Source organism: Cryobacterium frigoriphilum (assembly GCF_004403305.1).
GTDB classification, from domain to species: domain Bacteria; phylum Actinomycetota; class Actinomycetes; order Actinomycetales; family Microbacteriaceae; genus Cryobacterium; species Cryobacterium frigoriphilum.
The window spans coordinates 23,329-46,867 of record NZ_SOHE01000047.1 but is presented as its reverse complement, the minus strand read 5'-3'; the positions used below and the strand labels follow the sequence as shown (position 1 = coordinate 46,867).

General features: G+C 66.7%; 14 protein-coding genes. 11 read left to right on the top strand and 3 right to left on the bottom strand.

Features of this window, described 5'->3' with window-relative positions:
* Positions 1–294, top strand: a 294-nt coding sequence (locus tag E3T55_RS20610) for a hypothetical protein (RefSeq protein ID WP_206751384.1), incomplete at its 5' end; no start/stop codon positions are given.
* A 44-nt stretch (positions 295–338) separates the two neighbouring features.
* Complete coding sequence (locus E3T55_RS10775; RefSeq protein WP_166791750.1) at positions 339–8,888, top strand: beta strand repeat-containing protein; 8,550 nt, start codon at positions 339–341, stop codon at positions 8,886–8,888.
* A 395-nt stretch (positions 8,889–9,283) separates the two neighbouring features.
* Here the strand turns inward: E3T55_RS10775 and E3T55_RS10770 are convergent, their stop codons facing one another.
* A complete protein-coding gene (locus E3T55_RS10770; RefSeq protein WP_134519579.1) occupies positions 9,284–9,631 on the bottom strand; it encodes a DUF7882 family protein in 348 nt (115 codons plus the stop codon).
* A gap of 346 nt (positions 9,632–9,977) precedes the next feature.
* Between E3T55_RS10770 and E3T55_RS10765 the strand changes: the two genes are divergently transcribed.
* Entirely contained in the window at positions 9,978–10,529 is a 552-nt protein-coding gene (locus tag E3T55_RS10765; RefSeq protein WP_134519578.1) for a hypothetical protein, read from the top strand.
* 24 nt (positions 10,530–10,553) lie between these two features.
* Here E3T55_RS10765 and E3T55_RS10760 read toward each other — a convergent pair whose 3' ends face one another.
* Positions 10,554–11,327 carry a CPBP family intramembrane glutamic endopeptidase gene (locus E3T55_RS10760; protein ID WP_134519577.1) on the bottom strand — a complete coding sequence of 258 codons (774 nt, stop codon included), beginning with the start codon at positions 11,325–11,327 and terminating at the stop codon, positions 10,554–10,556.
* Positions 11,328–11,430: 103 nt separating this feature from the next.
* On the opposite strand from E3T55_RS10760, the gene E3T55_RS10755 reads away from it, so the two are divergent.
* The 4 genes from E3T55_RS10755 to E3T55_RS20270 all read left to right on the top strand — a co-directional run bounded on the left by E3T55_RS10755 (position 11,431) and on the right by E3T55_RS20270 (position 14,747).
* A complete protein-coding gene (locus E3T55_RS10755) occupies positions 11,431–11,982 on the top strand; it encodes a type IV toxin-antitoxin system AbiEi family antitoxin domain-containing protein (RefSeq protein WP_166791749.1) in 552 nt (183 codons plus the stop codon).
* Complete coding sequence (locus E3T55_RS10750; RefSeq protein ID WP_134519575.1) at positions 11,979–12,896, top strand: nucleotidyl transferase AbiEii/AbiGii toxin family protein; 918 nt, start codon at positions 11,979–11,981, stop codon at positions 12,894–12,896. The genes E3T55_RS10755 and E3T55_RS10750 overlap by 4 nt, the downstream gene beginning before the upstream one ends.
* A gap of 247 nt (positions 12,897–13,143) precedes the next feature.
* Entirely contained in the window at positions 13,144–14,604 is a 1,461-nt protein-coding gene (locus tag E3T55_RS10745) for a tyrosine-protein kinase domain-containing protein (RefSeq protein WP_134519574.1), read from the top strand.
* Positions 14,604–14,747 carry a hypothetical protein gene (locus E3T55_RS20270; protein WP_166791748.1) on the top strand — a complete coding sequence of 48 codons (144 nt, stop codon included), beginning with the start codon at positions 14,604–14,606 and terminating at the stop codon, positions 14,745–14,747. Before E3T55_RS10745 ends, E3T55_RS20270 begins: the two co-directional genes overlap by 1 nt.
* Before the next feature lie 649 nt (positions 14,748–15,396).
* On the opposite strand, the gene E3T55_RS10740 is transcribed toward E3T55_RS20270, so the two are convergent.
* Entirely contained in the window at positions 15,397–16,878 is a 1,482-nt protein-coding gene (locus tag E3T55_RS10740) for an HNH endonuclease signature motif containing protein (protein ID WP_134519573.1), read from the bottom strand.
* 1,814 nt (positions 16,879–18,692) lie between these two features.
* On the opposite strand from E3T55_RS10740, the gene E3T55_RS10735 reads away from it, so the two are divergent.
* From E3T55_RS10735 to E3T55_RS10720, 4 genes are read left to right on the top strand one after another with little or no spacing between them, the layout of a single operon-like run.
* Positions 18,693–20,267 (top strand): sugar transferase, encoded by a 1,575-nt coding sequence (locus E3T55_RS10735; RefSeq protein ID WP_134519572.1) that lies wholly within the window; start codon positions 18,693–18,695, stop codon positions 20,265–20,267.
* Entirely contained in the window at positions 20,264–21,493 is a 1,230-nt protein-coding gene (locus E3T55_RS10730) for a glycosyltransferase family protein (protein WP_134519571.1), read from the top strand. The genes E3T55_RS10735 and E3T55_RS10730 overlap by 4 nt, the downstream gene beginning before the upstream one ends.
* Positions 21,494–21,506: 13 nt before the next feature.
* On the top strand, positions 21,507–22,769 hold the full coding sequence (locus tag E3T55_RS10725) for a lipopolysaccharide biosynthesis protein (RefSeq protein ID WP_134519570.1): 1,263 nt from the start codon (positions 21,507–21,509) through the stop codon (positions 22,767–22,769).
* Complete coding sequence (locus E3T55_RS10720) at positions 22,766–23,515, top strand: hypothetical protein (RefSeq protein WP_134519569.1); 750 nt, start codon at positions 22,766–22,768, stop codon at positions 23,513–23,515. The genes E3T55_RS10725 and E3T55_RS10720 overlap by 4 nt, the downstream gene beginning before the upstream one ends.
* The last annotated feature ends 24 nt before the right edge of the window (positions 23,516–23,539 follow it).

Genomic DNA, 23,539 nt, shown 5'->3' with positions numbered 1-23,539 from the left:
CTCGCACGGTCCGGGCCGCATCGGGTGACGGATGCCCCGCCCCGCGCCCGCGCATCCGTCACCGCGTACCATTCGACGGAACTTGACCACTTTTTGGGTGAAAACCGGCCCCGAGGCCCCCTGAATCCGCTCAACTCCGTCGAATGGTACGCAGCGAGCGCCGGGGCGGAGGTCACCGAGCGAGAGCGTTTTGCTTACCTCATGGCCGGCACGTCGCCAGACCACATCGCTGCCCCCAAGCGAGTGCCCGCTGAAATGCCGACTGGCCGATCACGTCTATATGCCCGACACTGACTAGGTTGCGTCATTTGTGTCGCTACATACTGGGGGATATCCACGTGAGAAGAATTCGCGCCGTTCGTCGTGCTCAGAGTCGAGTGCTCGCTTTCACCACCACGATGGCTCTGCTGCTGGGGCTCGGTTTCACCACCGCAGCCCCCGCCCTCGCGACCGAAACCCCCACCCCCGAGGCCACCGCCTCCGCCACCGTCGAGCCCACGACCGCGCCGTCGGCCGAGCCCGAGGCGACAACCCCGGCGACGCCCGCCCCCGCCGCATCCGCCACCCCCGAACCCACCCCCGAACCCACGGCCACCCCCACCGCATCCGCTGCCCCCACCCCGACCCCCACCCCCACAACAGCCCCCACCCCCGACGCCGCGGCATCCGTCGCAGCCGACGAAACCAGCCTCACCGTCTTCGGGCGCCTCGTCGACTCCGTCACCAAAGCCCCGCTCGGCGGCCTCAACGTTGAGCTGCAAATGAACTTCGGCGACGAAGACACGGTCTTCAACTCGGCGGTCACCGACACCGACGGAACGTTCACGATCGCGGATTCCCGCGCCGGCGAGTTCTACATTTTCGGCGACAATGACGCGCTCGGCTACGTGGATTTCTGGTCCGACAACACCGGCAGACTCGAGCTCGGCACCCAGCACGACGTGGGCGACATCACCGTCGTCCAGGGCGGCATCCTCAGCGGCGCAATCACCCCGCCCGCCGCACTGACCTCGCCGTTCACGAACTTCGTCACGGCTTTTCCCGCCGGCTCCAGCTCCGGATCGGGCTCCAACTCGGCGCCCATCGAGATGCTCCCCGGCACCGCCGCCACCCCGTTCACCCTCGCGGTCGTGCCCGGTAACTACAACGTGCAGCTCTCCAATGGCTACAACACTGAAGACCTCTGGTACAACAGCACCGGCAACGTCTCGACCCAGGCCGAGGCCACCCTCGTCAGTCTTGCCGCCGGGTCGGTTCTGAGTGACCTGAACGCCACCCTCAGCTACGGTGTCCGCACCATCAGCGGCACCGTGACCGATGCGCAGAATAAGCCGCTGGCCGGGGTCTACGTCTACGCCACCGACCCGGTCACCTACTCCCAGACGTCGTCGGCGACGACGGATGCCGACGGAAATTACATCCTGGGCAATCTGGGCGCGGGTTCCTTCGTCGTGTCATTCTCTCCGCTCACCGGCAGCGGAATTCGTCAGTACTACAACAACAGTGCAACGAGCACCGACGCGCAGCGGCTGGTCTTCACTGCTGGTGTGGCACAGGCCTACACCGGCATCAATGCCACGATTCAGCAGGGCAGCAGCATCAGCGGCTCCGTGACCCTGAACGACGCTCCGAGTTCGTCCGTGCAGGTGAGCGCAGAGAAGTCCAACGGCACCTCATGGAACACGAGCGTCGCAGCAGACGGAAGCTACAGCTTCATCGATCTTGCAGCAGGCGACTACACCATCAGATTCACGGCCGGCAGCGTCGTGGAGTATTACGACAACGCCACTTCACAAGCGGATGCCCAGATCATCACGGTCGTCGACGGTACCCCCGAAGACCACACGGGTATCAACGGAAGCCTTGAGGCCGCCACGATCTCCGGCACGGTCTCCGTGCCCTCGGGCTCCTACTACCAGCGCGTCGAGGTGCTCAGCAGCAGCTCCCAGGTCGTCGCGAGCGCATCCGTCAGCAACGGCTCCTATTCCGTGAGCGTCGCGCCGGGCGTCTACACCCTGCGTCTGGCCGCCTACAACTCGGTCAGCCAGTACTTCGGTGGTGTGTTCACCCCGGCCGACGCGACCACGGTGTCCGTCGAGATCGGCGATGCCTTCACGGCCGATTTCACCCCCATCGGCGGTGTGCTCACTGGCACGGTGAGCGGCTACTCGGGCGGCTCCAAGACCATTGAGGTGCTGACCGGCACGTCCACCACCGTTCTGGCGAGCGTGCAGACGGTCAACGGCGTGTACTCCGTCAACCTCCCCGCCGGCGAGTACATCGTGCGCATCAACAACGGCAGCGCCATCACGGAGTACTACGACGGCGTCTTCACTCGCTCCGCTGCCACCCCGGTGACCGTCACGACCGGCGACAGCACCACGGCGAACTTCACCCATCAGGGCGGCACCATCACGGGCGCACTCTCGGGCTTCAGCAACTCCTGGCCGACCATATCGGTGCGCGACAGCACCACGAATGCCGTGGTCGCCTCGGTCTCCACCAGCAACAGCTCCTACACCGTCGATGTGCCTGCCGGCAGCTACATCGTCTACGTGGAGACGCTCAACTCCGTCACCCAGTACTTCGACGGTGGTTTCGACATCGCCGATGCCACTGAGGTCGTCGTCACCCCGGGTGCCACCAGCACCGCGAACCTCACCAGCCACACCGGCACCATCATGGGCTCCCTCGGCGGCGACAGGTCCTCGTCCTCGAAAATCGAGGTGCTCGACGCGGTGTCCCACGATCTCGTTCTCAGCAGCTACGCCTACGGCAGCTCGTATTCGGTTGCTGTTCCCGCCGGCAGCTACATCGTGCGGCTGCTCACGTCGGGCGGAGCAACCCAGTACTTCGACAACGTCTACGCCATCGGCGCGGCGACCGTGATCGATGTCGCCCTCGGCGCATCCGTCACCGCGAACTTCCCCGCACCCGGCGGCCAGATTTCCGGCATCGCAACGGATGCCTCGGGCAGCCCCGCGGTCGGCGCCGAGGCCCGGCTCTTCCGCGCCAACGACCTCACCAACCCGTACAAGACCACCACGGTCAACGCTGACGGCAGCTACGCCTTCCCCTCGTTGTCGCCCAACAACTACGCGCTGCAGATCGACGCCGGCGAGTCTCTGTTCCTGGGAGCCTGGTACGGCTCCACGGGCAACAGGGCCGACGCGACCGTCATCGAGATCACCGACGCGACGAACTACGACGTGCCCGTGATCACGCTGACGCTGGCCGGGGGCATCTCGGGCAGCGTCAGCATGCCCGACACTTCCGCGTCGTCCTACTCCTACGTCACCATCAGCACGGCGGATGGCCAGGAGGTGCGCAGCACCTACGCCTACCCGGACAGCACCGGTCTCGCCCCCTGGACCATGAAGGGCCTGGCCGACGGCGACTACTACGCCGAATACCGCGGTTCGGGCTCGTCGACGGGCCTGTGGTGGAAGAACGCTGACTCTCTCGCATCCGCCACGGCGATCTCGGTGACCGCCGGAACACTCACCACCGGCATCGACTTCGCCGCCGCGGTGTCGATCAGCGGCACGGTCGCCAAGACCGACGGTCAGAACCTCATGAACGGCTACGTGTCGGTCTACCCCGAGGTCGGGCAAGACGGGTACTACTACTCACACAGCGTGCGCACCCTCGCCGATGGCCGGTACGCCTTCACCGACCTGGCCCCCGGCGACTACAGCGTGAGCTTCACCGAGAACGCCTGGGACAACACCGACTGGCAGACCCAGTGGTACGACAACGTGTTGACCCAGGCGGAAGCGACCCTGGTGACCGTCACGGGCGACACGCCGGCGACCGGCATCGACGCCACCCTGAAGCCCACGCCGGCCTACACCGTTTCGGGCCGGGTGACGGATGCCGCCACCGGCGACCCGATCGCCAACACCTACGTCTACGGCGGCCTGACCTCCGGCACGACCGATAACGACGGCAACTACGAGCTCACCGCGGCCGTCGGCAGCTCCAGCCTGTACACGTACAGCACCACGACGCACCTGGCGGGCAGCCTCCCGATCACCGTGTCCACTGCCGGACTGAGCGGGGCGAACATCGCCCTCGTGGGTGGATCCAGCATCTCGGGAACTGTGAGCGCCGCCAACGGTGAAATCGCCCTGGACCGCGTTGACGTGCGGGTCTACCCCGCCGACGACGTAGAGAACTCCTCGAACAGCTACACGAGCACCAGCTCAGACGGTTCCTTTTTCACAGAGGCTCTGCTGCCCGGCAGGTACCGCATCGAGTTCGTCAACAGCCAGGGACTCTACGTCACCCAGTGGTTCGACAACTCCGCCAGCGCGAACGGCAGCACGGTCGTTGAACTCGGCACCGAACCCCGTACCGACATCGACGCGAAGCTGTCCCTCGGCGGCGTGATCGTCGGCCGCATCGTGGATGCCGAAGGAAACGGAGTTCCCTACGCTCGCGTCGGTCTGGCGAGCGCTGTGAGTAACCCGGTGGCACGCTTCTTCCGCTCGCTGTTCAGCACGAATTCCACGGCTGGAGGTGAGATCCTCGGCATCGAGACCACCACCGACGGTGACGGCAACTACGAGCTGCCCACCATCGAACCGGGCAACTACGCCGTCTACGTCTACGACGACGAGCACCAGACGACCTGGTACAACGGCAAGGCCACCCTCGCCGAGGCCGACGTCATTGACGTCGTCGCCGGCGAAACGGTGACCATTAGAGAAGAGGTCGCCCCGCTCGCCGAGGGCGAAACCGCCCTGCAGCCCGAGCAGACCATCACCGCCGACTTCGCCGTGACCGAGCAGCCCGTCAACCAGAGCGTCGAAGAGGGCACCTCCGCCACCTTCACCGCGCTGGCGTCCGGCGTGCCGCTTCCCAGCATCCAGTGGCAGAGCAACGCCGATGGTGAGTGGATCGACATCGAAGGCCAGACCGGCACCAGCTACGACATCTGGAACCCCGAAGTCGGCATGTCCGGCACCCTCTACCGTGCCGTCTTCACCCACAACAACGCGGGCAACACCGAGACCCTGACCACCGATGAGGTCACCCTGACGGTCGTTCAGGCCGCCACCGCCCCCGACGCCCCGGCCACACCGACGGTCAGCGCCACCACCTACACCGGGGCGACCGTCACCTGGACCGCTCCCGGCGCGAACGGCGCGACCATCACGGGCTACGAACTCACCGTCTACCGTGCCGGCGACAACACGCCGCTGCACACGGTCCCGACCGGCACCGCCCTCACCACGAAGCTCGGCACCCTCACGGACGGCACCGCCTACGAGGTCACCGTCACGGCGACCAACAACCGCGGCACCAGCGCCGAATCCGAGCGCGCGGTGCTGACGACGCCGGTTGCCCCAACGGCTCCCGGCGCCCCCGCGGCACCCGTGCTGAGCGACGCGACCAACGGCTCGCTCCTCGTGACCTGGACGGCTCCGGCCGACAACGGCGGCGCCGATATCAGCGGCTACGAGGTCACCCTGCAGCAGGCCGGCACGGTTGTCGACAGCACGATCGTCGATGGCAGCACGGTCACCTTCTACGGCCTCACCCGCACCACCGCCTACACGGCGACCGTTGCCGCTATCAACGCCATCGGCACCGGCGCCGCGTCGAATACCTCGACCGCGGTCAGCACCCTCGCCGAGGCCCCCGCAACCCCGGCCGCCCCGACGCTGAGCGACCCGCTCACCCGCACGCTCGTTGCGACCTGGGCAGCCCCCACCGATGACGGCGGCAGCGCCATCACCGGCTACACGGTCACCCTGAGCGACGGCCAGACATCCACCACGGATGCCGCCACCCTCATCCACGCCTTCACGGGCCTCGAGCGCAACACCGCCTACACGGCGACGGTCGCCGCGACCAACGGCGCCGGTACCAGCCCCGTCTCCCCGACATCCGCTGAGTTCAGTACCCTGGCCGAGCTGCCGGGCGCGCCGACGACTGTGACCGTGGAGGCGACATCCGCTTCCGCGGCCACCGTCACCTGGCAGGCCCCCGCCGACAACGGCGGAGCGGCGATTCTGTCGTACCGGGTCGCCCTCACCGGTGACACCCAGACCCGCACCCAGACCGTGACCGCGGGCGAAACGGCGACCTTCACCGGCCTGCTGCGCGCCTCGCCCTACACGGCCATCGTCACCGCGACCAACTCGGCCGGCGAGGGCCCGGCGTCTGAAATCTCCGCGCCCGATACGACGGATGCCCTCGCCCCCGTCGCTCCGACGGGCCTGGCCCTCACGGCCACCTCGTCGACGCAGATCACGGCAACGTGGGCCGTGCCGACCGACGACGGCGGTTCCGCGATCACGAGCTACGACGTGCGTCTCTACGACGGCGACCGAAACGTGGCCTTCGCCAATGTCGACGGCACGACCACCGTCACCTTCGACCACCTCACCCGCGCCACCGTGTATACCGCCACGGTGCTGGCCAGCAATGGCATCGGCACGAGCCTGGTCTCCTCCCGGTCGGCCGAGGAACGCACCCTGCCGACCGTGCCCGACACCCCGGCCCCGCCCGTGCTCACGGCGATGTCGTCCAGTGAGCTCAGCGCGACCTGGACCGCCCCCGAAACCGGCGGCGACCCCATCACGCTGTACACGGTCGAGCTCTCGAAGGCCGGCACGGTCATCGAGACGAAGACGACGGATGGCGCCACCACGGTGAACTTCACCGGCCTGACCCACGCGACCGCCTACACGGCGACCGTGAGCGCGAGTAATGAAACCGGACTCGGAGCCGTCTCGCTCGCCTCGAACAAGCAGTTCACGAAGTCCATCGCGCCGACCGCCCCGGCCGCGCCGACGCTCGAAGCCACCTCCGCCACCGACCTGACCGTGAGCTGGGTAGCCCCGGCCAACGGTGGATCGGCCATCACCGGCTACACCGTCACCGTGCTCGCCGATGGTGACGTGGTGCAGACCCTTCCGGTCGGCGTGCAGACCTCGGTCGCCGTCGCCGGCCTCACCCGCGCCACGGAGTACACCGCGACGGTCTCGGCGACGAATGAGATCGGCACCGGCCCGCAGTCGGCGCCATCCGTTGCCGAGTCGACGTTCAGCACCGCGCCGGATGCGCCGACCATGCCGAGCCTCACGGTCGACAGCAGCACCCAGCTGACCGTGGCCTGGACCGCGCCGGCCGACGGCGGCAGCGCCATCACCGGCTACGTGGTCACCATGCACCAGAGTGGAAACACCTTCACGCGGCCGGCCGAAGCCGGCGCCACATCGCTCGCGGTCGACGGTCTCACGCGCAACACGGCCTACACGGCCTCGGTAGCGGCCACGAACGCCGAGGGCACCGGCACGGATTCGCCGACCTCCGGCGGAGCGGCCACCCTGGCCGAAACGCCGTCGGCTCCGGTCGCTCCGGTGCTCTCGGCGGCCACGTCCAATTCCCTCACGGTCACCTGGGCTGAGCCCGCCGACAAGGGCGGAATCTCGCTCTTGCCCTACACGGTCACCCTGTCCGACGGAACGACCACCACGACCATCGAAACGGCCCACAACTACACCACCACGCACACCTTCACCGGCCTCCCGCGGGCCACGGCCTTCACGGCCACGGTCACGGCGACCAACTACGCCGAACTGAGCGCGACCTCGGCCGCGTCCGCTCCGATGTCAACGCTCGCCGAGAAGCCCGGAGCGCCCGCGTCCCCCAGCATTACGGTCGAGGGCAGCACCACGGCCACCGTGACGTGGGCCGCCGCGACCGACGATGGCGGAGCATCCGTCACCGGCTACACCGTGACCCTGACCGCGGGCGACGAGATTCGCACCCAGTCGGTGCTCGGCGACGCGCGCGAGTTCGCTTTCACGGGCCTCGAGCCGAACACGCAGTACACGGCCACCGTCGCGGTGAGCAACACCATGGGTCGCGGTGAGGCCTCGGTGTCATCCGCCCCGGCGCGCACCCCTATCGGCAGCCCGTCGGCTCCGGCCGCGCCGGTGCTCAGCGATGCGACGTCGACGGCCGTCACGGTCACCTGGTCGGCACCCGCCGACACCGGTGGATCCGAGATCACGCTCTACACGGTCACGCTCTCGGACGGTACGAGCAGCACGATCGTGACGACGGATGCCCTGAGCCACACCTTCACGGGTCTCGCCTCCGCCACGGCCTACACGGCCACCGTGTCGGCCGCGAACGCCGAGCAGGTGAGCGCCACGTCCGTCGCCTCCGTTGCCGTCTCGACCCTCGAGACCCCGACGCCCACCCCCACCCCCACGGAAACGCCGACCCCGACCGAGACCCCGACCCCGACGGAAACGCCGACCCCGACGGAAACGCCGACCCCGACCGAGACGCCGACCCCGACGGAAACGCCGACCCCGACGGAAACGCCGACCCCGACCGCAACTCCGACGCCCACCGAGGTGCCTGCTCCGACAGCGACCGAGACCCCGACCGAGGCCGTGCCTCCGACCCCGGCACCGCCGACTGAGGCAGACCTCGCCACCGGCCTGCAAGACGAGATCGCCATCGACGCCGGCAGCCTCACCGCGGGAAGCCTCACCCCGGGTGACCAGGTCACGATCACGGGACTCACCCCGGGCGAGCGGTACTTCGCCTGGTTCCTGTCCACTCCGATCTCGACCAGCTGGCACACCGCATCCGCGGCGGGAACGATCACCGTCACGGTGCCGAGCACGATCAGCGGGGCGCACCGCGTGGCCGTGCAGAACGAGCTGGGAGTCATCATCGGCTGGGCCAACGTCACGATCGCGGCGGCCCCGGCCTCCGCGCACGACCAGACGGCGAGCGAACTCACCCGCACGGGAGCGAGCGCCCTGCCCATCGGTCTCACCGCCGGAACCCTGCTGATCCTGGGCCTCACAACCCTCGTGCTGGCCCGTCGCCGCCACTCCGTAGCCCGCCCCTAGCAACAACTCCGCTGAGCCGAGACCCGCCCGCCCAACCATTTCCGCTGGTTGAGCGGGCGCGCACGCCTTTCGCGCGCCCGTCGAAACCAAGGCGAGCCATCCCTCAAACCGCGGCAGCCGCCTGAATCACGGAGAAAGCACCTTCATCCACAAGACGAGGGTGCTTTCTCCGCGACTCACCCAAACTCGCCCGCCCAACCATTTCCGCTGGTTGAGATCTCGACAAGCTCGATCCGGCGGCGGGCGCGCACGCCGGTTGTTGAGCCTGCCGAAACACGCGCGCCCGTCGATACCACGGCGAGCCATCCCTCAAACCGCGGCAGCCGAGCTCTAAACCCTGCAGCCGACGGATGCCCCACCCGGCTCCACAATCCGCCTCACCGCAGTCTCGGCCCCTATCGCCGCTGCCGCGGCCGACCGCCCGCGGCGACGAGCACCGGCTCGCTCGGGGCCGGCTCGGGTACGAGCTGCAGCCCAACCGTCGAGTTCGCCGATTCCGACAGTGCTTCAATCCAGTCGCGGTTGTACGTCGTCGACACATTTTCCACGTAGCTGTACGACATCGGAATCGACGGGTTCATCCAGATCGAATTCCGTCCGCCACCCAGATCAGGGTCGACGGTCCAGCTGAAGTAGAACGACTCTCCGCGCCGCAACTTGGCGCCAACCACAAGCTGCAGGTGCGCGAGCACCCGGTCATCGAAGTGCGCCGTGATGTGCGAGTTGTAGGTCAGCTTGCCCATGCGATGCTCCCGTGATTTGGTTAAGATCACTCACGCGAACACGCGGTGACACATTTCCGACAAGTGTCCACTTCCCCCAAATCCGGACTCATCGACGTTGATGCGAAATTGATCATAGTCAAGTCCCCGGCGCGGTTGAAGACTCTCGAAATTCTACAAGTGCCCCAAATCGGGTCACATCTATTCTGGCCCCGAATACGGGGTGACCGGCCCTCGTTGAGGCCGCGTAACATACCTACGGACGGTATCTTTGATCAGGTATTCGGCTCAGCATTACCCCTCCGAGCCATCCCTCTTGACTAACCCACCGCCGAGGATATCCTTGGGCATCCCGCGGAGGTTACTCATGAAAATGAAGCCATTCAATGCTCACCCCGAGATAGACCCCGACGTTGAGAATGCCATTGCGGCGGCTCGGCGGTTGCGTGCGCTGCGTGAAGTGAGCGGGCGTGACTACATGAGATCTGTCTGCGCCGCGTTTGAGGCTGGCGCATATCAGCGTGAAATCGCTGAGGCTCTGGGCGTCTCGCAGGTGTCGATCTGTGTGCTCATCAAAAAGGCCAGGAAGCGTGGCATCCACCCGTTGCCGGCGGGCAGCGCCGGAGCCACGGCCTACGAGATTGCCGAACGGTTCGCGGCCGGTCTGATTAGCCGTGAAGTCCTGCTCAGGGAGCTGTCGGCCTGGCCCTACGTCAGCAGCGCGACACCCGACGCGACACCCGACGCGGCACTCGACCGGGCACCCGTGGAGTGGGACTCAAGCCGACACGTAATCGTGGGCGCCGGGGTCGAAGCGATCAGCCTCGCCTTCGACCACGGCCTGATTGACGCAGCAGCGCGCGACGCGATTCTCGCTGCCGCCGCTGAGGCTCGCGGCGCATCACTGGATACGGCCTGACCCCGAGCCGTCATCCAACAAATTTCAGAACAGCGCCGGCAGCACCACGAGTCCGTTGAACGTGACGTGCGCCACGATGGCACCGCCGAGACGGCCCGTCGTCGTGGCCAGAATTGCCGCGCCCACCCCGAAGACGAAGGTCGACAGGCCGATGACGAGTGCGGCATCCATGTTCTCGATTGTGACGATGTGTACGAGCGCGAAGACGAGCGCGCTCACCACGATGGCCAGTGACATCGCGACCGTGCGGCTGGCGCCGCCCTGCTGGGTGACGCCGGTCACCGCGCGCAGCACCACGCCGCGAAAGTAGAGTTCTTCCACGACGGGAGCCAGCAGCACGGGCGCCAGCAGCGCGCCGAACAGCCACCAGAAGTCGTAAACGGTCTCGCCGAATGTTGCGCCGGCCGATCCCATCTGGCCGTAGCCGGCAATTTCAATCAGGCTCGCCACGACCCGGGCGAGTAGCCCCACGGCCAGGCCCCAGAGCAGGTCGAGCGGGTGAAACCAGAAGCCGAGGTCGCGGCGCAGCGAGCGGGTGCCGTGCAGGTAGCAGGCCGCAGCGATGGCGCCGAGCAGGGGAACCCACACCGCGAGGTAGCTGAGTACGAGGCTGAGGTGCGGGTCGGTGATCCAGAACCGGGCGACGGCGGTGCTCACGAGAATCACCAGGGCGACCGCGGCCACGACGCCGGTCGCCGCGTCGGTCAGGGCTCGTGACGCTGAGAGCTCAGGCGCTGACGGGTCAGGCGCCGTTACCTCAGCTGCCGCCGCTCCAGGAACGGCCGGGGTTTCGCTCATGAGGTCCAAACTACCGCTTCGGTGGACAGACTCGGAAGTCAGCGAACTTCCGCCAAAACTATACCTAAAATGGTATAGTTTTGACACTTCGTGGAAGGGCGAGATGAGCGTTCAGGACCGGCTGTGGGAGATTGCGGTCGAGCAGTACGGCTACGTCACCACGCGCGATGCAAGGACAGTCGGGGCTAGTGCAATCGACCTGGCCAAGCTGGCCCATCGCGGGCAGCTGTCACGTGCAGCGCACGGCGTCTACCGATTTGATCAACTCCCGGTAACCGCTCGGGATGAGTTCATGCTCGCGGTTCTCTGGACCGGGTCCCGTGATGCTGCATTGAGCCACGACACAGCTCTCGCGGTCTATGACCTGTGCGATATTAATCCGAACATGATTCACTTGGCCGTCCCCAAAGGAAATCGCATACGGCGCTCAGGCGGCGACTACTACGTTGTGCATAGTGACAACCTCACTACGGAGCAAATTGGTTGGTGGGAGGGGATCCGCGCGGTCACCGTTCCCACGGCGATCGACCAAGGGATTCATAGTGGCATTCCCAGCGGGCTCCTGGAACAAGCCATCAGAAACGCCCGGGCTCTCGGCCGCGTCACCGATGAACAGCACTCCCAGCTGGTCCGGGCACTAGGGGAGCGAGCATGACCGGGAATCCATTGAATGATCTCCCGGACAAGGACAGACGCCCCTCAAGCGCGGCGATGCTCAATCGGTGGGTTCAAGATGCCCAGAAACTTGCCGGTGGCACCGGCGCAAGGACTGGGTGGATTCTCGCGTCCACGATCGTGGTTGCCGCGCTCCAACGAACGCTGGGCCCTGATGGTGATCCGCTGTTCCTGCTCAAGGGAGGCGTGTATCTGGAACACAAACTCGGACTCGCCAGCCGCGCAACGCAAGACGTGGATACCCTCTTCCGTGGAGAACTCGACCAATTTCTTTCCGCGCTCGATACTGCCTTGGCCGAGCCGTGGGGGGACATCACCCTCACCCGCTCCAATGTGTCAGTCATCGCGATCATCTCGCGCCGAGTCAAGCCCCGACGATTCCACATTGTTCTCAGTCTCAAGGGTGTGACGTGGCGCCGCATCCAAGTCGAAGTAGCCTTCCCCGAGGGCGCCATCGCGGATGCTGCCGAACGCTTCCCTGCTCCGCGGCTCGGGTATTTTGGTGTCCAGACTGCGGCGGAGTTGGCTGGCATCACTCTTGCCTACCAGGTGGCACAGAAGTTGCATGCCTGCTCTGACCCGCATCAGCCTCCTATCTTTAGCAATAGTCGAGTGCGCGACATCGTGGATCTACTCCTGATCCGCGAGACGTTTTATCCTCAGCCGACAGACCTCGGTCCGCTGCGAATTGCGGCCGAGGACGTCTTTGCGGCCAGAGCTGCCGAAGCCACGGACCTCGGATTTCCTCCACGGAGGTGGCCGCCTCTCATCGTGAGCAATCCGCTCTGGGAGGACGAATACGATCGCCCCGCAGCGGAGGTCAAAATTAGCTACTCACTGGATGATGCCATCCGGCAAGTGAATCATTGGGTAGAACAAATCAGCACGAGCTGACCTCGCGCTAACGGAAAAAGAGCCATCTCGAGGCTTGATCAGATAAGGTCTCGTGGAGTTGTGGCGATTCCGGCGCGCTGCCAGCGCCCCAGCTCGATCTGCTCGTGCGCCCCCGAAAGGGAGACTAGACAAGAGCCAATTGACCTGATTTGTGCGAAACTAAGCTGAGGCTCCGCTGAGGCCTGCCCGCGCATCGGCGCGCGGATTCACACCGTGCCCCCGTGCACTCCAGGGAAAGGCCGTAGAAGTGGAACTTCGCGACTACATCCGCATCCTGCGCAAGAGCTGGATTCTCATCGTCATCCTGACGCTCGGTTTCATCGGAGCGGCCTCGGTGTATTCCATTTTGCAGACCCCCACCTACAGCGCCACGTCCAAGGTCTTCGTCTCCACCCAGAGCAGCGGAACCACGAGCGAGCTGGCTCAGGGCAACAGCTTCACCGTGCAGCGGGTGAAGACCTACTCCGACCTCGTCAGTACCCCGATTGTCTTGCTGCCCGTCATCGCCAACCTCGAACTGGGCATCACGAGCGCGCAGTTGAGCACCAAGATCACCGCGTCGGCGCCGCTTGACACCTCGATCATCGACATCACCGTCGTCGACACCGACCCGACTCGCGCCGCCGACACCGCAAACGCGATCTCCCAGAGCCTCACCGCGGTCGTCGAGACCATCGAAACTCCCGAGGCAGCGGATGCCATCTCCCCGGTGAAGCTCACCCCCGCGCAGGAGGCGACCGTCGCCGCGGCACCGGTCAGCCCCAACGTGCCCTTGAACATCGCGCTCGGCGCACTCGTCGGCCTGGCGCTGGGCCTCGGTGTCGCCGTGCTGCGCGAGACCCTCGAGACCCGCATCCGCAATGAGCGCGACGTGACCCAGATCACCGACGTGCCGATTCTCGGTGGCATCGTCTTCGACCCGAAGGCGGGGGAGCGGCCCCTCATCGTGCACGTCGATCCGCGCAGCCCGCGGGCGGAGTCGTTCCGCACCCTGCGCACCAACCTGCAGTTTCTCGACGTGGGCCGCACCGAGCGTGCCTTCGTCGTGACGAGCTCCATCGAGAGTGAGGGCAAGAGCACGACCGGCGCCAACCTCGCCATCGCCCTCGCCGACGCTGGCAGCCGCGTACTCATCGTCGACGCCGACCTGCGGCGCCCCAAGCTCGCGGATTACATGGGCATGGAGGGTGCCGTCGGCCTCACCGATGTGCTCATCGGGCGGGCCGAGCTCGCGGATGTCATCCAGCCCTGGGGTCGCGGCGGCCTCTCGGTGCTGCCGGCCGGCATGGTGCCGCCCAACCCGAGCGAGCTGCTCGGATCCGCCCGCATGACCGCCCTCATCGCGCAGTTCAATGCGACCTTCGATGTCGTGCTCTTCGACTCTCCGCCGCTGCTTCCGGTGACGGATGCCGCGGTGCTCGCCAAAAACGTCGGCGGCGCGATCATCATCGTGGCGGCAGGGCGCACCCATAAGAACCAGTTGAAGAGTGCCATTTCGGCCCTCGACAACGTGGGTGCTCCGGTCAGTGGTCTGGTGCTCACGATGCTGCCGACCAAGGGGCCCGACGCCTATGGTTATGGGCGCTACGGATACGGGTACGGTTATGGGTACGGGTATGGCAGCGATGTCGCACCCGTTGAGGACGCTGCGGCACCCCACGGCACCCTTCCTGAACCAGTGGCTCGGCGTTCTCGGGTCAAGAATTGATGACTATCTTTCGCTCTAAGCCGCCGGTGCGCCATGTGCCCAAAGACGCTGCCCGCCACCGCCCCTGGATCATCCTCGGCATCACGCTCTTCGTGCTCTTCGACATCGCCCTCATAGCCTGGGCCGTGACCTCCCTCAACTAGCCGTCGTTCTGCGCCGCCCACCGCCTGCCCCCTCCCGTTGGTCGACCAGCGCGCGCCCCTTCCCCCTCCCGTTGGTCGACCAGGCCGCGCCCCTTCCCCCTCCCGTTGGTCGAGCAGCGCGCCTTCCCCCTCCCGTTGGTCGACCAGGCCGCGCCCCTTCCCCCTCCCGTTGGTCGACCAGGCCGCGCGCCTTCCCCCTCCCGTTGGTCGAGCAGCGCGCATGCACTTCGCGCGCGTGTCGAGACCATCGCAAGCCAATCCTCAGACCGCGGAGCGCGCCTTCCCCCTTCCGTTGGTCGAGCAGGGCGCGCGCTTTATGCGCCCGTGTCGAGACCATCGCAAGCCATTCCTCAGACCGCGGAGCGCGCCTTCCTCCCCCCTCCCGTTGGTCGAGCAGGGCGCGCGCCTTATGCGCCCGTGTCGAGACCATGGCAAGCCAATCCTCAGACCGCGGGAGCGTGCCTTCCCCCTTCCGTTGGTCGAGCAGGGCGCGCGCCTTATGCGCCCGTGTCGAGACCATCGCAAGCCAATCCTCAGACCGCGGGAGCGTGCCTTCCCTTCTTCCGTTGGTCGAGCAGCGCGCATGCACTTCGCGCGCGTGTCGAGACCATCGCAAGCCAATCCTCAGACCGCGGAAGCCCCCAACGCCTCAGCTCACACTGCGGTTGGCGCGGTGGTTTTGTGCGGGCCGCCACGTCTGGCTCGGGTCTATCCAGGCTGGGCCGAGTACTTCGGGCCTGCCGTGGGTCATGCGGATTTGCCAGCCCGAGGTGTCGATGGCGTGGTGATGTCGGTAGCAGAGGCAGACTCCGTTGGCGACTTCGGTTTTGCCGCCCTGGGCGTAGCTTTTCACGTGGTGGAGTTCGGTCCAGTACGCCGGAATGTCGCAACCCGGGATGATGCAGCCACCGTCGCGAGACATGATTGCTTTGGTCATCGCTGGGGAGAACGCCCGCCGTTTATCGCCAACTCGGAGGACCTCGTTGTTCGGGCCGAACAGGACGGGGATGAATCCGCCGCTGCAGAGGGCCTGGTCGACGGTCGTGAGCGACACCGGGGCTTCGACTCCGTCGATCCAGCCGACGCCGCGGCCGGCGTTGAGGTCGACGGCGTTGACGTGAACGGTGACGGTGGGGGCTGAGCCGCCCATCACTCCGGCTTTCGGGTCGCGGGCCGCTTCGCGGACCATGTCGCGCAGAATGTCGGCCCGCTTTTCCCCGGCGGGGCGACGGTCGATATCGACGACCTCGGTGTCAGGCACGACCTCGGACCCCTCGGACCCCTCGGTCCCGTCCAGCTCGGTCTGTCCGGCCGTGGGCAGAAACTTCACCGTCGCCCGCGCCGACAGTCGTGACGCGAAATACGTCTCGAACTCGCCGCGCAGGTCGGGGGTGACGCCGCCGAAGATTCGGTAGAGGCCTCGTTCGAATGAGCCGAAGCTGATGCTGCTCTTGGCTTCCCGGGCCTCTTCCTGGGGTGCGATGCCGTCGGGGTCGAGGCGGGCCTGCCACTCGTGCATCAATACCCGCATCCGATCGGCCGGCAACGCGATACCGGCACCCGGCAGCCCTGCGGTGTCAGCATTGAGGGCGCCCGTCGCGTTGGCGACGAGCACCCGCTCGGCGAGGTGCAGATCCGAGGGGTCGGCCTGCCGGATGACCTCTTGCAACCCTTTCGCGATGATCTCGGCCGAGTCCACGCCAATCTCCCCCGCAGCCAGTGCCGCACTCACGGTGGGAAACACGGCCGGTCGCAGCTGTCCCACCTCTGACCGCACGGACGTCAGCGCACCCAGGCTGATGCGTCGCTTCACTTCCCGCACCGACACGTGGGTGACGCTCATGATCAGGTCGAGCTTGCCCGTGCAGCCCATGCGTTCAGACAGGGTGTCGGTGCCGCCGTCGTACTCGACGTCGGCCCGGCGGGCGACATCCGCTGTTGAGGCGACGCGGGCGCCATCGAGGCGGCGGCCGAGTTGCTCGAGCCCGTCCATCAGCGCGAGCGACTCGGCATCTTCTTGTAGTGAGTAGGTCAGCCCGGTCAGGGCCTTGGCGAGCAGCTCGTTGATGTGGGCGAGCTGGTCTACCGGATTGTGGTCGGCATCTGTGTCCGACGAGAGTGTCTGTGACATATTCTCAGTTTACTCCTGAATGAAGACAAATACCAGAGAATCTCAAGAACATTTTCTGAGTCTGGTATTTATCGACACCCCAAGTAGCGGCCGATTCTGCCGGGTGATCGTGCTGCACCAGCTCCCACTGTCGGAGACAGGAACGCACCTTTCACCCCGACCCTCTCACCACCCACCGACACTCCACACCCCGCACCCCCGCGGCACTCGTCCCTGCACCCGCAGCGGGTGGCAACCACGCCAGGCCTGCAGAGCAAGGTAACAGCGGATAAACCACCAGCAAGGCTCGCCGAGTGGTCCCATAACTGGCCATTCAGGTGGTCCCATGACCTTGGCCAAAAGCCCCCTATGTTGGTCCCATATTCATGGCAGGGCTAAAGCGATTGCCATTCCACCGAACAACAACATAGTTTGGTCAGCTCGAGCGGCATCGCGGTTAGCGACCATGAGGACCGGTTGGTCCGTGTAGTGAAGATGCCCTGGTGAGCCGAGCGATGACGGTGCATTCCAAGAATGCCAAAGTGTCCACCCAGAAGCAGTGGCTACAGGGGGGTGGGTATGACTCAGACAGGGGCGCTCCATCGGTTCGGTCGATCCAGACACGCGCATCGGCTCCACTCTGGAAGTCAGTCGAAGCACCGAGTGTTGTGAAATTGAACTGCGGCAGAAGTAACGTCGATTGAGCGTTCGACATCGGGAGAGAACGTAGCAGCTTTCGATGTTGCACCGGAGGGTCCGAATTTGCGACAACCTCGTGGCTCTCGGACGCCCGGCACGGCACCCAAAGATCCATTTCGGCGCCGACACTGGCGTCATTACTGACCGCAAGCGGGCCAGTGGCACTGAGCGATGACACCATTCGCTCTCTTTCGCCCGCTCGGGGGCTCTGAACTGCACGATTGGGCGGCTATCAAAGCCTCGAATACTCACCTCGTCGCCCACACCGCCGCACAACAGAACTGCCCGTACCATTCGACGGAGTTCAGCCGCGAGCCAACTTTGTTCACCCGCAAAACTACGGGAGGTCAACCCGCGCGCGGTGATGGTGACATCCGCGCCCGGGTGGCCGCACGTGGGGCTTCGAAGAGCCCGGCAGCAATACCGAGGGCAAGGGGTTGGGCGCGCCAGCGCCCAACCCCGCGGCAGGCTCGCGAGCCCGGCAGAGCTGTTCTCGCGTTCCCGGTGCTCCAGCTCCACCCCGGTTCGCCTCGCCCCCGTACCATTCGACGGTGTTTCCCCCCCCGCCCGGCCCCTCCGGCCTCAAACCTGTCCCTGGTGCCCCAATCTCCGTCGAATGGTACGCCCACGCGTGAGGCAGACGACGGATGCCCCGTCGCCGGCCCTCGAGCCCCGCGCCCCCGTACCATTCGACGGTGTTTCCCCCCGCTAACGGCCCCTCCGGCCTCAAACCTGTCCCTGCTGCCCCAAACTCCGTCGAATGGTACGCCCACGCCTGAGGCGGTCGACGGATGCCCCGTCGCCGGCCCCGGAACCCGCCCCAGCCCAGGGCTCACGGCCGGCCCTCGAGCCCCGCGCCCCCGTACCATTCGACGGAGTTTCACCCCGAAAACGACTGTTTTCAAGCCCCGGTCACTCACCTACCAGCCAATCTCCGTCGAATGGTACGCACCCGCGCGCGGGGCCAGCGCAACACGGCTTTTGCTGAGCTGATCTCGGCTTTTCATCACATACCCCCCGATCAGGTCACAAAGACTCTGTTATCCACCCCCCATTTGGGGTACGTTATTTCAGTGGTCGGTCTCCTCGCTCCCGACAGGCACGAACCGTACCGACAGACGCAAGTGGGAAGCGATATGGCATTTGAACACCGCATACCGGGCCCGGCGTTCACGCCCACGCGCCGCCGCACCCCGCGCATAGCCGAAGCAGCCTCCGAGGCGCAGGCCGCCCGGGCACGCACCTCACCGGTACAGACCATCGGTCGGGATGCTGCCCCCGACTGGCACCGCGCCTACGCGATGCGCGTCGTGCTCACCGACTTTCTCGTTCTCATCTGGGTCGTCTTCGGCGTGCAAATCGCCTGGCTCGGCTTCTCGACCCCGGTGAATTTCAGTAACGCCACCATGACGACCCTCAGCTACTCCACGATCTCGGTGGTCACCATTCTTGCGTGGATGCTTACCCTCCGTCTCTACGGAACGCGCGAATCGCGCGTGCTCGGCACCGGCACCGCCGAATACAAGGCCATCGCCGACGGTACGCTGCGCCTGTTCGGGCTCATCGCCATCATCGCCTTCCTGGTCAAGATCGACCTGGCCCGCGGCTACATTCTCATCGCCCTGCCCCTGGGCCTCGCGATTCTGCTGTTTTCCCGCTGGATCTGGCGGCAATGGCTCGGCGCCGAACGCCGCATGGGGCGCTGCTCCTCCCAGGTATTGCTCGTCGGCTCGCAAGCCAGCGCCACCCACCTGGCCCGCGAGCTGGGTAAGCAGCCCGAGACCGGTTACCACGTCGTGGGCGCCTGCATCCCCGGCACCGTGCTCACCAAAAGCCCGCAGAACCTGCCCGACACCGATATCCCGGTCATTGGCACCCTCGACACGATCATGGTTGCCCTCACGGCGAGCGGTGCCGACACCGTGATCATCACGAGCGCCGATGAGCTGCCGCCCGAGCGGGTGCGTGAGCTCAGTTGGGGCCTCGAGCCGGGGCGCCAGCACCTGGTTGTGGCGCCGAGCCTGACCGATATCGGCGGCCCGCGCATCCACACCCGCCCGGTGGCCGGATTTCCGCTCATCCACGTGGAGACCCCGAGTTTCGAGGGGGGCAAACGGTTCGCCAAGCGCGCCTTCGACGTGGCCGGTTCGGGCCTGCTGTTGCTCGTGCTTTCCCCGGCGCTCATCGTGCTCGCCGTCTTGGTCGCCCTCACGAGCGACGGCCCGGTCTTCTACCGCCAGGAACGCGTCGGCCTCAACGGCCAGCTCTTCAACATGCTCAAATTTCGCACCATGCGCGTCAACGCCGACGATCAACTCGCGGCACTGCTCAAAGAACAGGGCACGGCCGACCGCCCGCTCTTCAAGGTGCGCAACGACCCGCGCCTCACCCGGGTTGGCGGAGCGCTGCGCAAATACTCCCTCGACGAGTTTCCTCAGCTGATCAACGTACTCAGGGGCGACATGAGCCTCGTCGGCCCCCGCCCGCAGCGCGAGGGCGAGGTCAACCTCTACGACTCCGCCGCCCACCGCCGCCTCTTCGTCAAACCCGGCATGAGCGGCCTCTGGCAGGTCAGCGGACGCTCCAACCTGAGCTGGGAAGACAGCATCCGCCTCGACCTCTACTACGTCGAAAACTGGAGCCTGACCGGCGACATCGTCATCCTCTGGCGCACCATGCGCGCCGTACTCGTGTCGGACGGTGCGATTTGACCACCCAGCGCACCACCCAGCGCACCACCCAGCGCACCACCCAGCCAACCAAGCCGGGCCGCGACGACCACCAGCCGAACTCGGCCCAGCATCACGCCCAGCCCCGCACCACCCTGATCGTAGAGAGCATCGCTCGAGGGCACCGCCTCTACTACGTGCGCCTGCTCGCGGAGGCTGCCCTGTCTCGGGGTGACGACGTGTTCATCGTGCTGCGGCCCGGTGCCACCGCCACGCCCGAATTCGCCACCCACCTCGCCGAGCTGGCCACCGAAGCCGCCACAGCCAAGCCACCCCGCCTCACCCTCCTCACCGCCACCACCTTCACCCTCCCCGCCCTGGCCGAGCTGTCCCACCGCCTGGGCACCACCCTCGTGGTCGTCCCCAACGGTGACAGCCTCACGCTCGCCCTCGGCCGCAACCCCACCTGGCGGGGGCGCGGTGAACTCTCGCTGCTCATCATGCGTGAGAGCGCCTTCCCTCAGGCGCTGCCGGGCGTGCAAGCCCTCAAAACCGTGCTGCGAACCGCTCTGATCCGGCGCGGCACCCGAGCGGCGCGGGTGCGGGTATCCGTGTTGAAGGCCGCGACGTTCACGGGCACGAGCGCCTTCGCGATCGCTCCCGACCCGGTCACCATGACGGCCACTCCCGACAGCGTTCAGTCGCTGCGCGCTTCGTGGTCCCTTCAGCAGCCGCTCTACTGGTTCGCCGTGCTCGGCGCCATCACGTGCCGCAAAAACCTGCCGACCATTGTCGCGGCGCTCGCCCTGCTGCCCACCGAGCAGCAGGCCCGGGTCGGTCTGCTGATCGCCGGTCAGATCGACGACACCGTGCGCCACAACGACGCGGACAACGCGGCCAGCACGGCCCCCCTCGCCCACCTGCTCGCCGAGCTGCGCGCGCTCCACATCGACTTTCGCCTGATTGACCGCGTGCTCACCGACCATGAGCTCGACTCCGCCGTGGCCGCCGCCGACTGCGTGGTGCTGGCCCACAGCAACGAAGGCCCGAGCGGACTCTTCGGCAAGGCCGCCGCCGCCGGCACACGCGTGCTGGCCTCCGGTGCACGATCATTAAAGACGGATGCCGCCGCCCTCCCCGCCGCCGCCACCTGGTGCCCGCTGTCCCCGGCCGAGATCGCGCAGACCATGTCAACCTGTGCGGCGCAGCCCCGACCGCTGCCTCGGCCCGGCCTCACGGCTACGGCATTCGCGCAGGCCCTGCTGTGAAGCGAACCCCGCCGTGAAACGAGACCATCGCAACGACACGCTGCCGGCCCCTGCCCAGGCCCAGCCCCAGACCCCAGCCCGGCGCGGCGTTGGCACCCAGGCCCTGGCCCTGGCCGCCTCCACCGGCAGCGCCCAGGTCCTGGTCGCGGTCATCTACGTCGTCGCCGCCCGCGACAGCTCGCCCGCCCAGTACGGCCTCATCGTCGCCGCGATCGCCATCGGCATCGTCGCCGCGGGCTTTCTCGACTTTGGAACCAACACCCTCTGGGTGCGTGAACTCACCACCGGCCGCCTCACCACCCGGCAGTTCGGCGCTCGCCTGCTCGGCAAACTCATCATCGCGGCCGTCATCTGCCTGTTCGGCGCACTCGCGGCGGTGCTGATCTTTCCGCAGACCGCGCTGTGGATGGCGGCCCCCGTCACGTTCTGCATCATGCTCAACCAGAGCATGCAGGTGGCGCTGCGCGGGGCCCGCCGCGCCGAGGTCGTGGCCCTGTCGATCGTCACCGACCGGCTCGTGGCCGTCGGCGCCTTCTTCGTGCTGATCGCCCTCGGCGGCACTAGCCGTGACGTGCTCTGGGCGGCCCTGTCGATTGGGTCACTCGCCGCGGCCGCCACCGGATGGCTGCTCACGCCCGTCGCTCTGCGCCCCCGCTTCGGTCACCCCTTCCGAAGAAGCCCCTACACGGGGTCGAGATACTTCGGGGTGTCCGGACTCGCGGTGAGTGCCCAATCGCTCGACCTGCCACTTCTCGGTCTCGTCGGCGGGGCGCCGGCGGCCGGCATCTACGGGGCCGTCAATCGCTGGACCCAGCCCCTCGGCCTGCTCGCGGCCGCCTTTGCCTCCGCGGCGGCACCGTTCATCGCTCGCTCGGGCAGTGTCGCATCCGCTGCCCGCGCGCTGCGTGCCGGGGTCTGGCTGCCCGTCGCAGCGCTCGCGCTGTGCGGAGTCATGTTCGTCATCGCACCCGTTTTCGTGCCGTTCGTGCTCGGTGACGCCTACGCCGCGTCCGTCGATGTGCTGCGGATTCTCTGCCTGGTGTCGGCCGTGTCGATCCTCTCGGCGCCGCTGCTCGTGGGCCTGCAGGCCCTCGGCCGGGAACGCTTCGCCGCCGCGGCCGTCGCCGTGGTCGTCAGCGCCCAGCTGGCCCTCGTCGCCACCCTCGGCAGCGCCTTCGGGGCGACCGGCATCGCGTGGGCCTCGCTGAGCGCACAACTTCTGCTGCTGACCCTGCTGCTTCTTGGCGTGACCCACGAATACCGGAGAACCCGATGACCCCGCCCCGCCCCCTGGTGCTGCTCACCGCGACGGTGAATCCGAACGTCGCCACCCGCCTCACCGTGCAGGCCGTCGACGAACGCCTGCGGCAGTATCAGCAGGCCCTGCCCGTGTGGGCCGAGGCCGCGCACGCCGCCGGATTCGCGCTCGCCCTGGTCGAAACCAGCGCCGCCGACCGCGACCTGCTGCTCTCACGCACGCCCGCTGCGCTCGCCGACACCGTCGCGGTGCTGCACTACACGGCCACGCCCGAACAGATCCGGCGCGGCAAGGGCGCCATTGAGATGGCCGCCATCGGCAGCGCACTGACCGAACTCTGCCTGCCCGGCGACACCACCGTCTACAAGGCCACGGGCCGGCTCACGCTCGCCAACGCCGACCAGTTGCTGCGCCCGCTGCGGCCGGGCGAGGTCGCCGCACGCATGAGCCTCAACCGCGACTACGTCGACACTCGGTTTGTCGGGGCGAGCGTCGACGTCTGGCAGCGGATGCTCGTTGCCGCCGGCACTCTCGTCGACGACGACCGAGGCGTCTACCTCGAACACGCCGTGGCATCGCAACTCGCGGCGGGCCTCGCGCTGAAACGGCTGTCCCTCGTGCGTTTCACGGCCCGGCCCGCCCTCGGGGGAGTGTCGGGGTCAACCGGCCAGGCCTATTCCGCTTCGGCGCAGAAGGCAAAGGATGCCCTACTGCGCCCGCTGGAAAGCCTGCTGAGCCGACTCGCGGCGAAAAAACAGGCATAAGAAACAGGCATAAAGACAGGCCCA

Bases quoted from the DNA above. Each gene is read 5' to 3' on its own strand.
- E3T55_RS10770 (WP_134519579.1), bottom strand. From the start codon at position 9,631: ATGGGCAAGCTGACCTACAACTCGCACATCACGGCGCACTTCGATGAC.
- E3T55_RS10765 (WP_134519578.1), top strand. From the start codon at position 9,978: ATGAAAATGAAGCCATTCAATGCTCACCCCGAGATAGACCCCGACGTT.
- E3T55_RS10760 (WP_134519577.1), bottom strand. From the start codon at position 11,327: ATGAGCGAAACCCCGGCCGTTCCTGGAGCGGCGGCAGCTGAGGTAACG.
- E3T55_RS10755 (WP_166791749.1), top strand. From the start codon at position 11,431: ATGAGCGTTCAGGACCGGCTGTGGGAGATTGCGGTCGAGCAGTACGGC.
- E3T55_RS10750 (WP_134519575.1), top strand. From the start codon at position 11,979: ATGACCGGGAATCCATTGAATGATCTCCCGGACAAGGACAGACGCCCC.
- E3T55_RS20270 (WP_166791748.1), top strand. From the start codon at position 14,604: ATGACTATCTTTCGCTCTAAGCCGCCGGTGCGCCATGTGCCCAAAGAC.
- E3T55_RS10740 (WP_134519573.1), bottom strand. From the start codon at position 16,878: ATGTCACAGACACTCTCGTCGGACACAGATGCCGACCACAATCCGGTA.
- E3T55_RS10735 (WP_134519572.1), top strand. From the start codon at position 18,693: ATGGCATTTGAACACCGCATACCGGGCCCGGCGTTCACGCCCACGCGC.
- E3T55_RS10720 (WP_134519569.1), top strand. From the start codon at position 22,766: ATGACCCCGCCCCGCCCCCTGGTGCTGCTCACCGCGACGGTGAATCCG.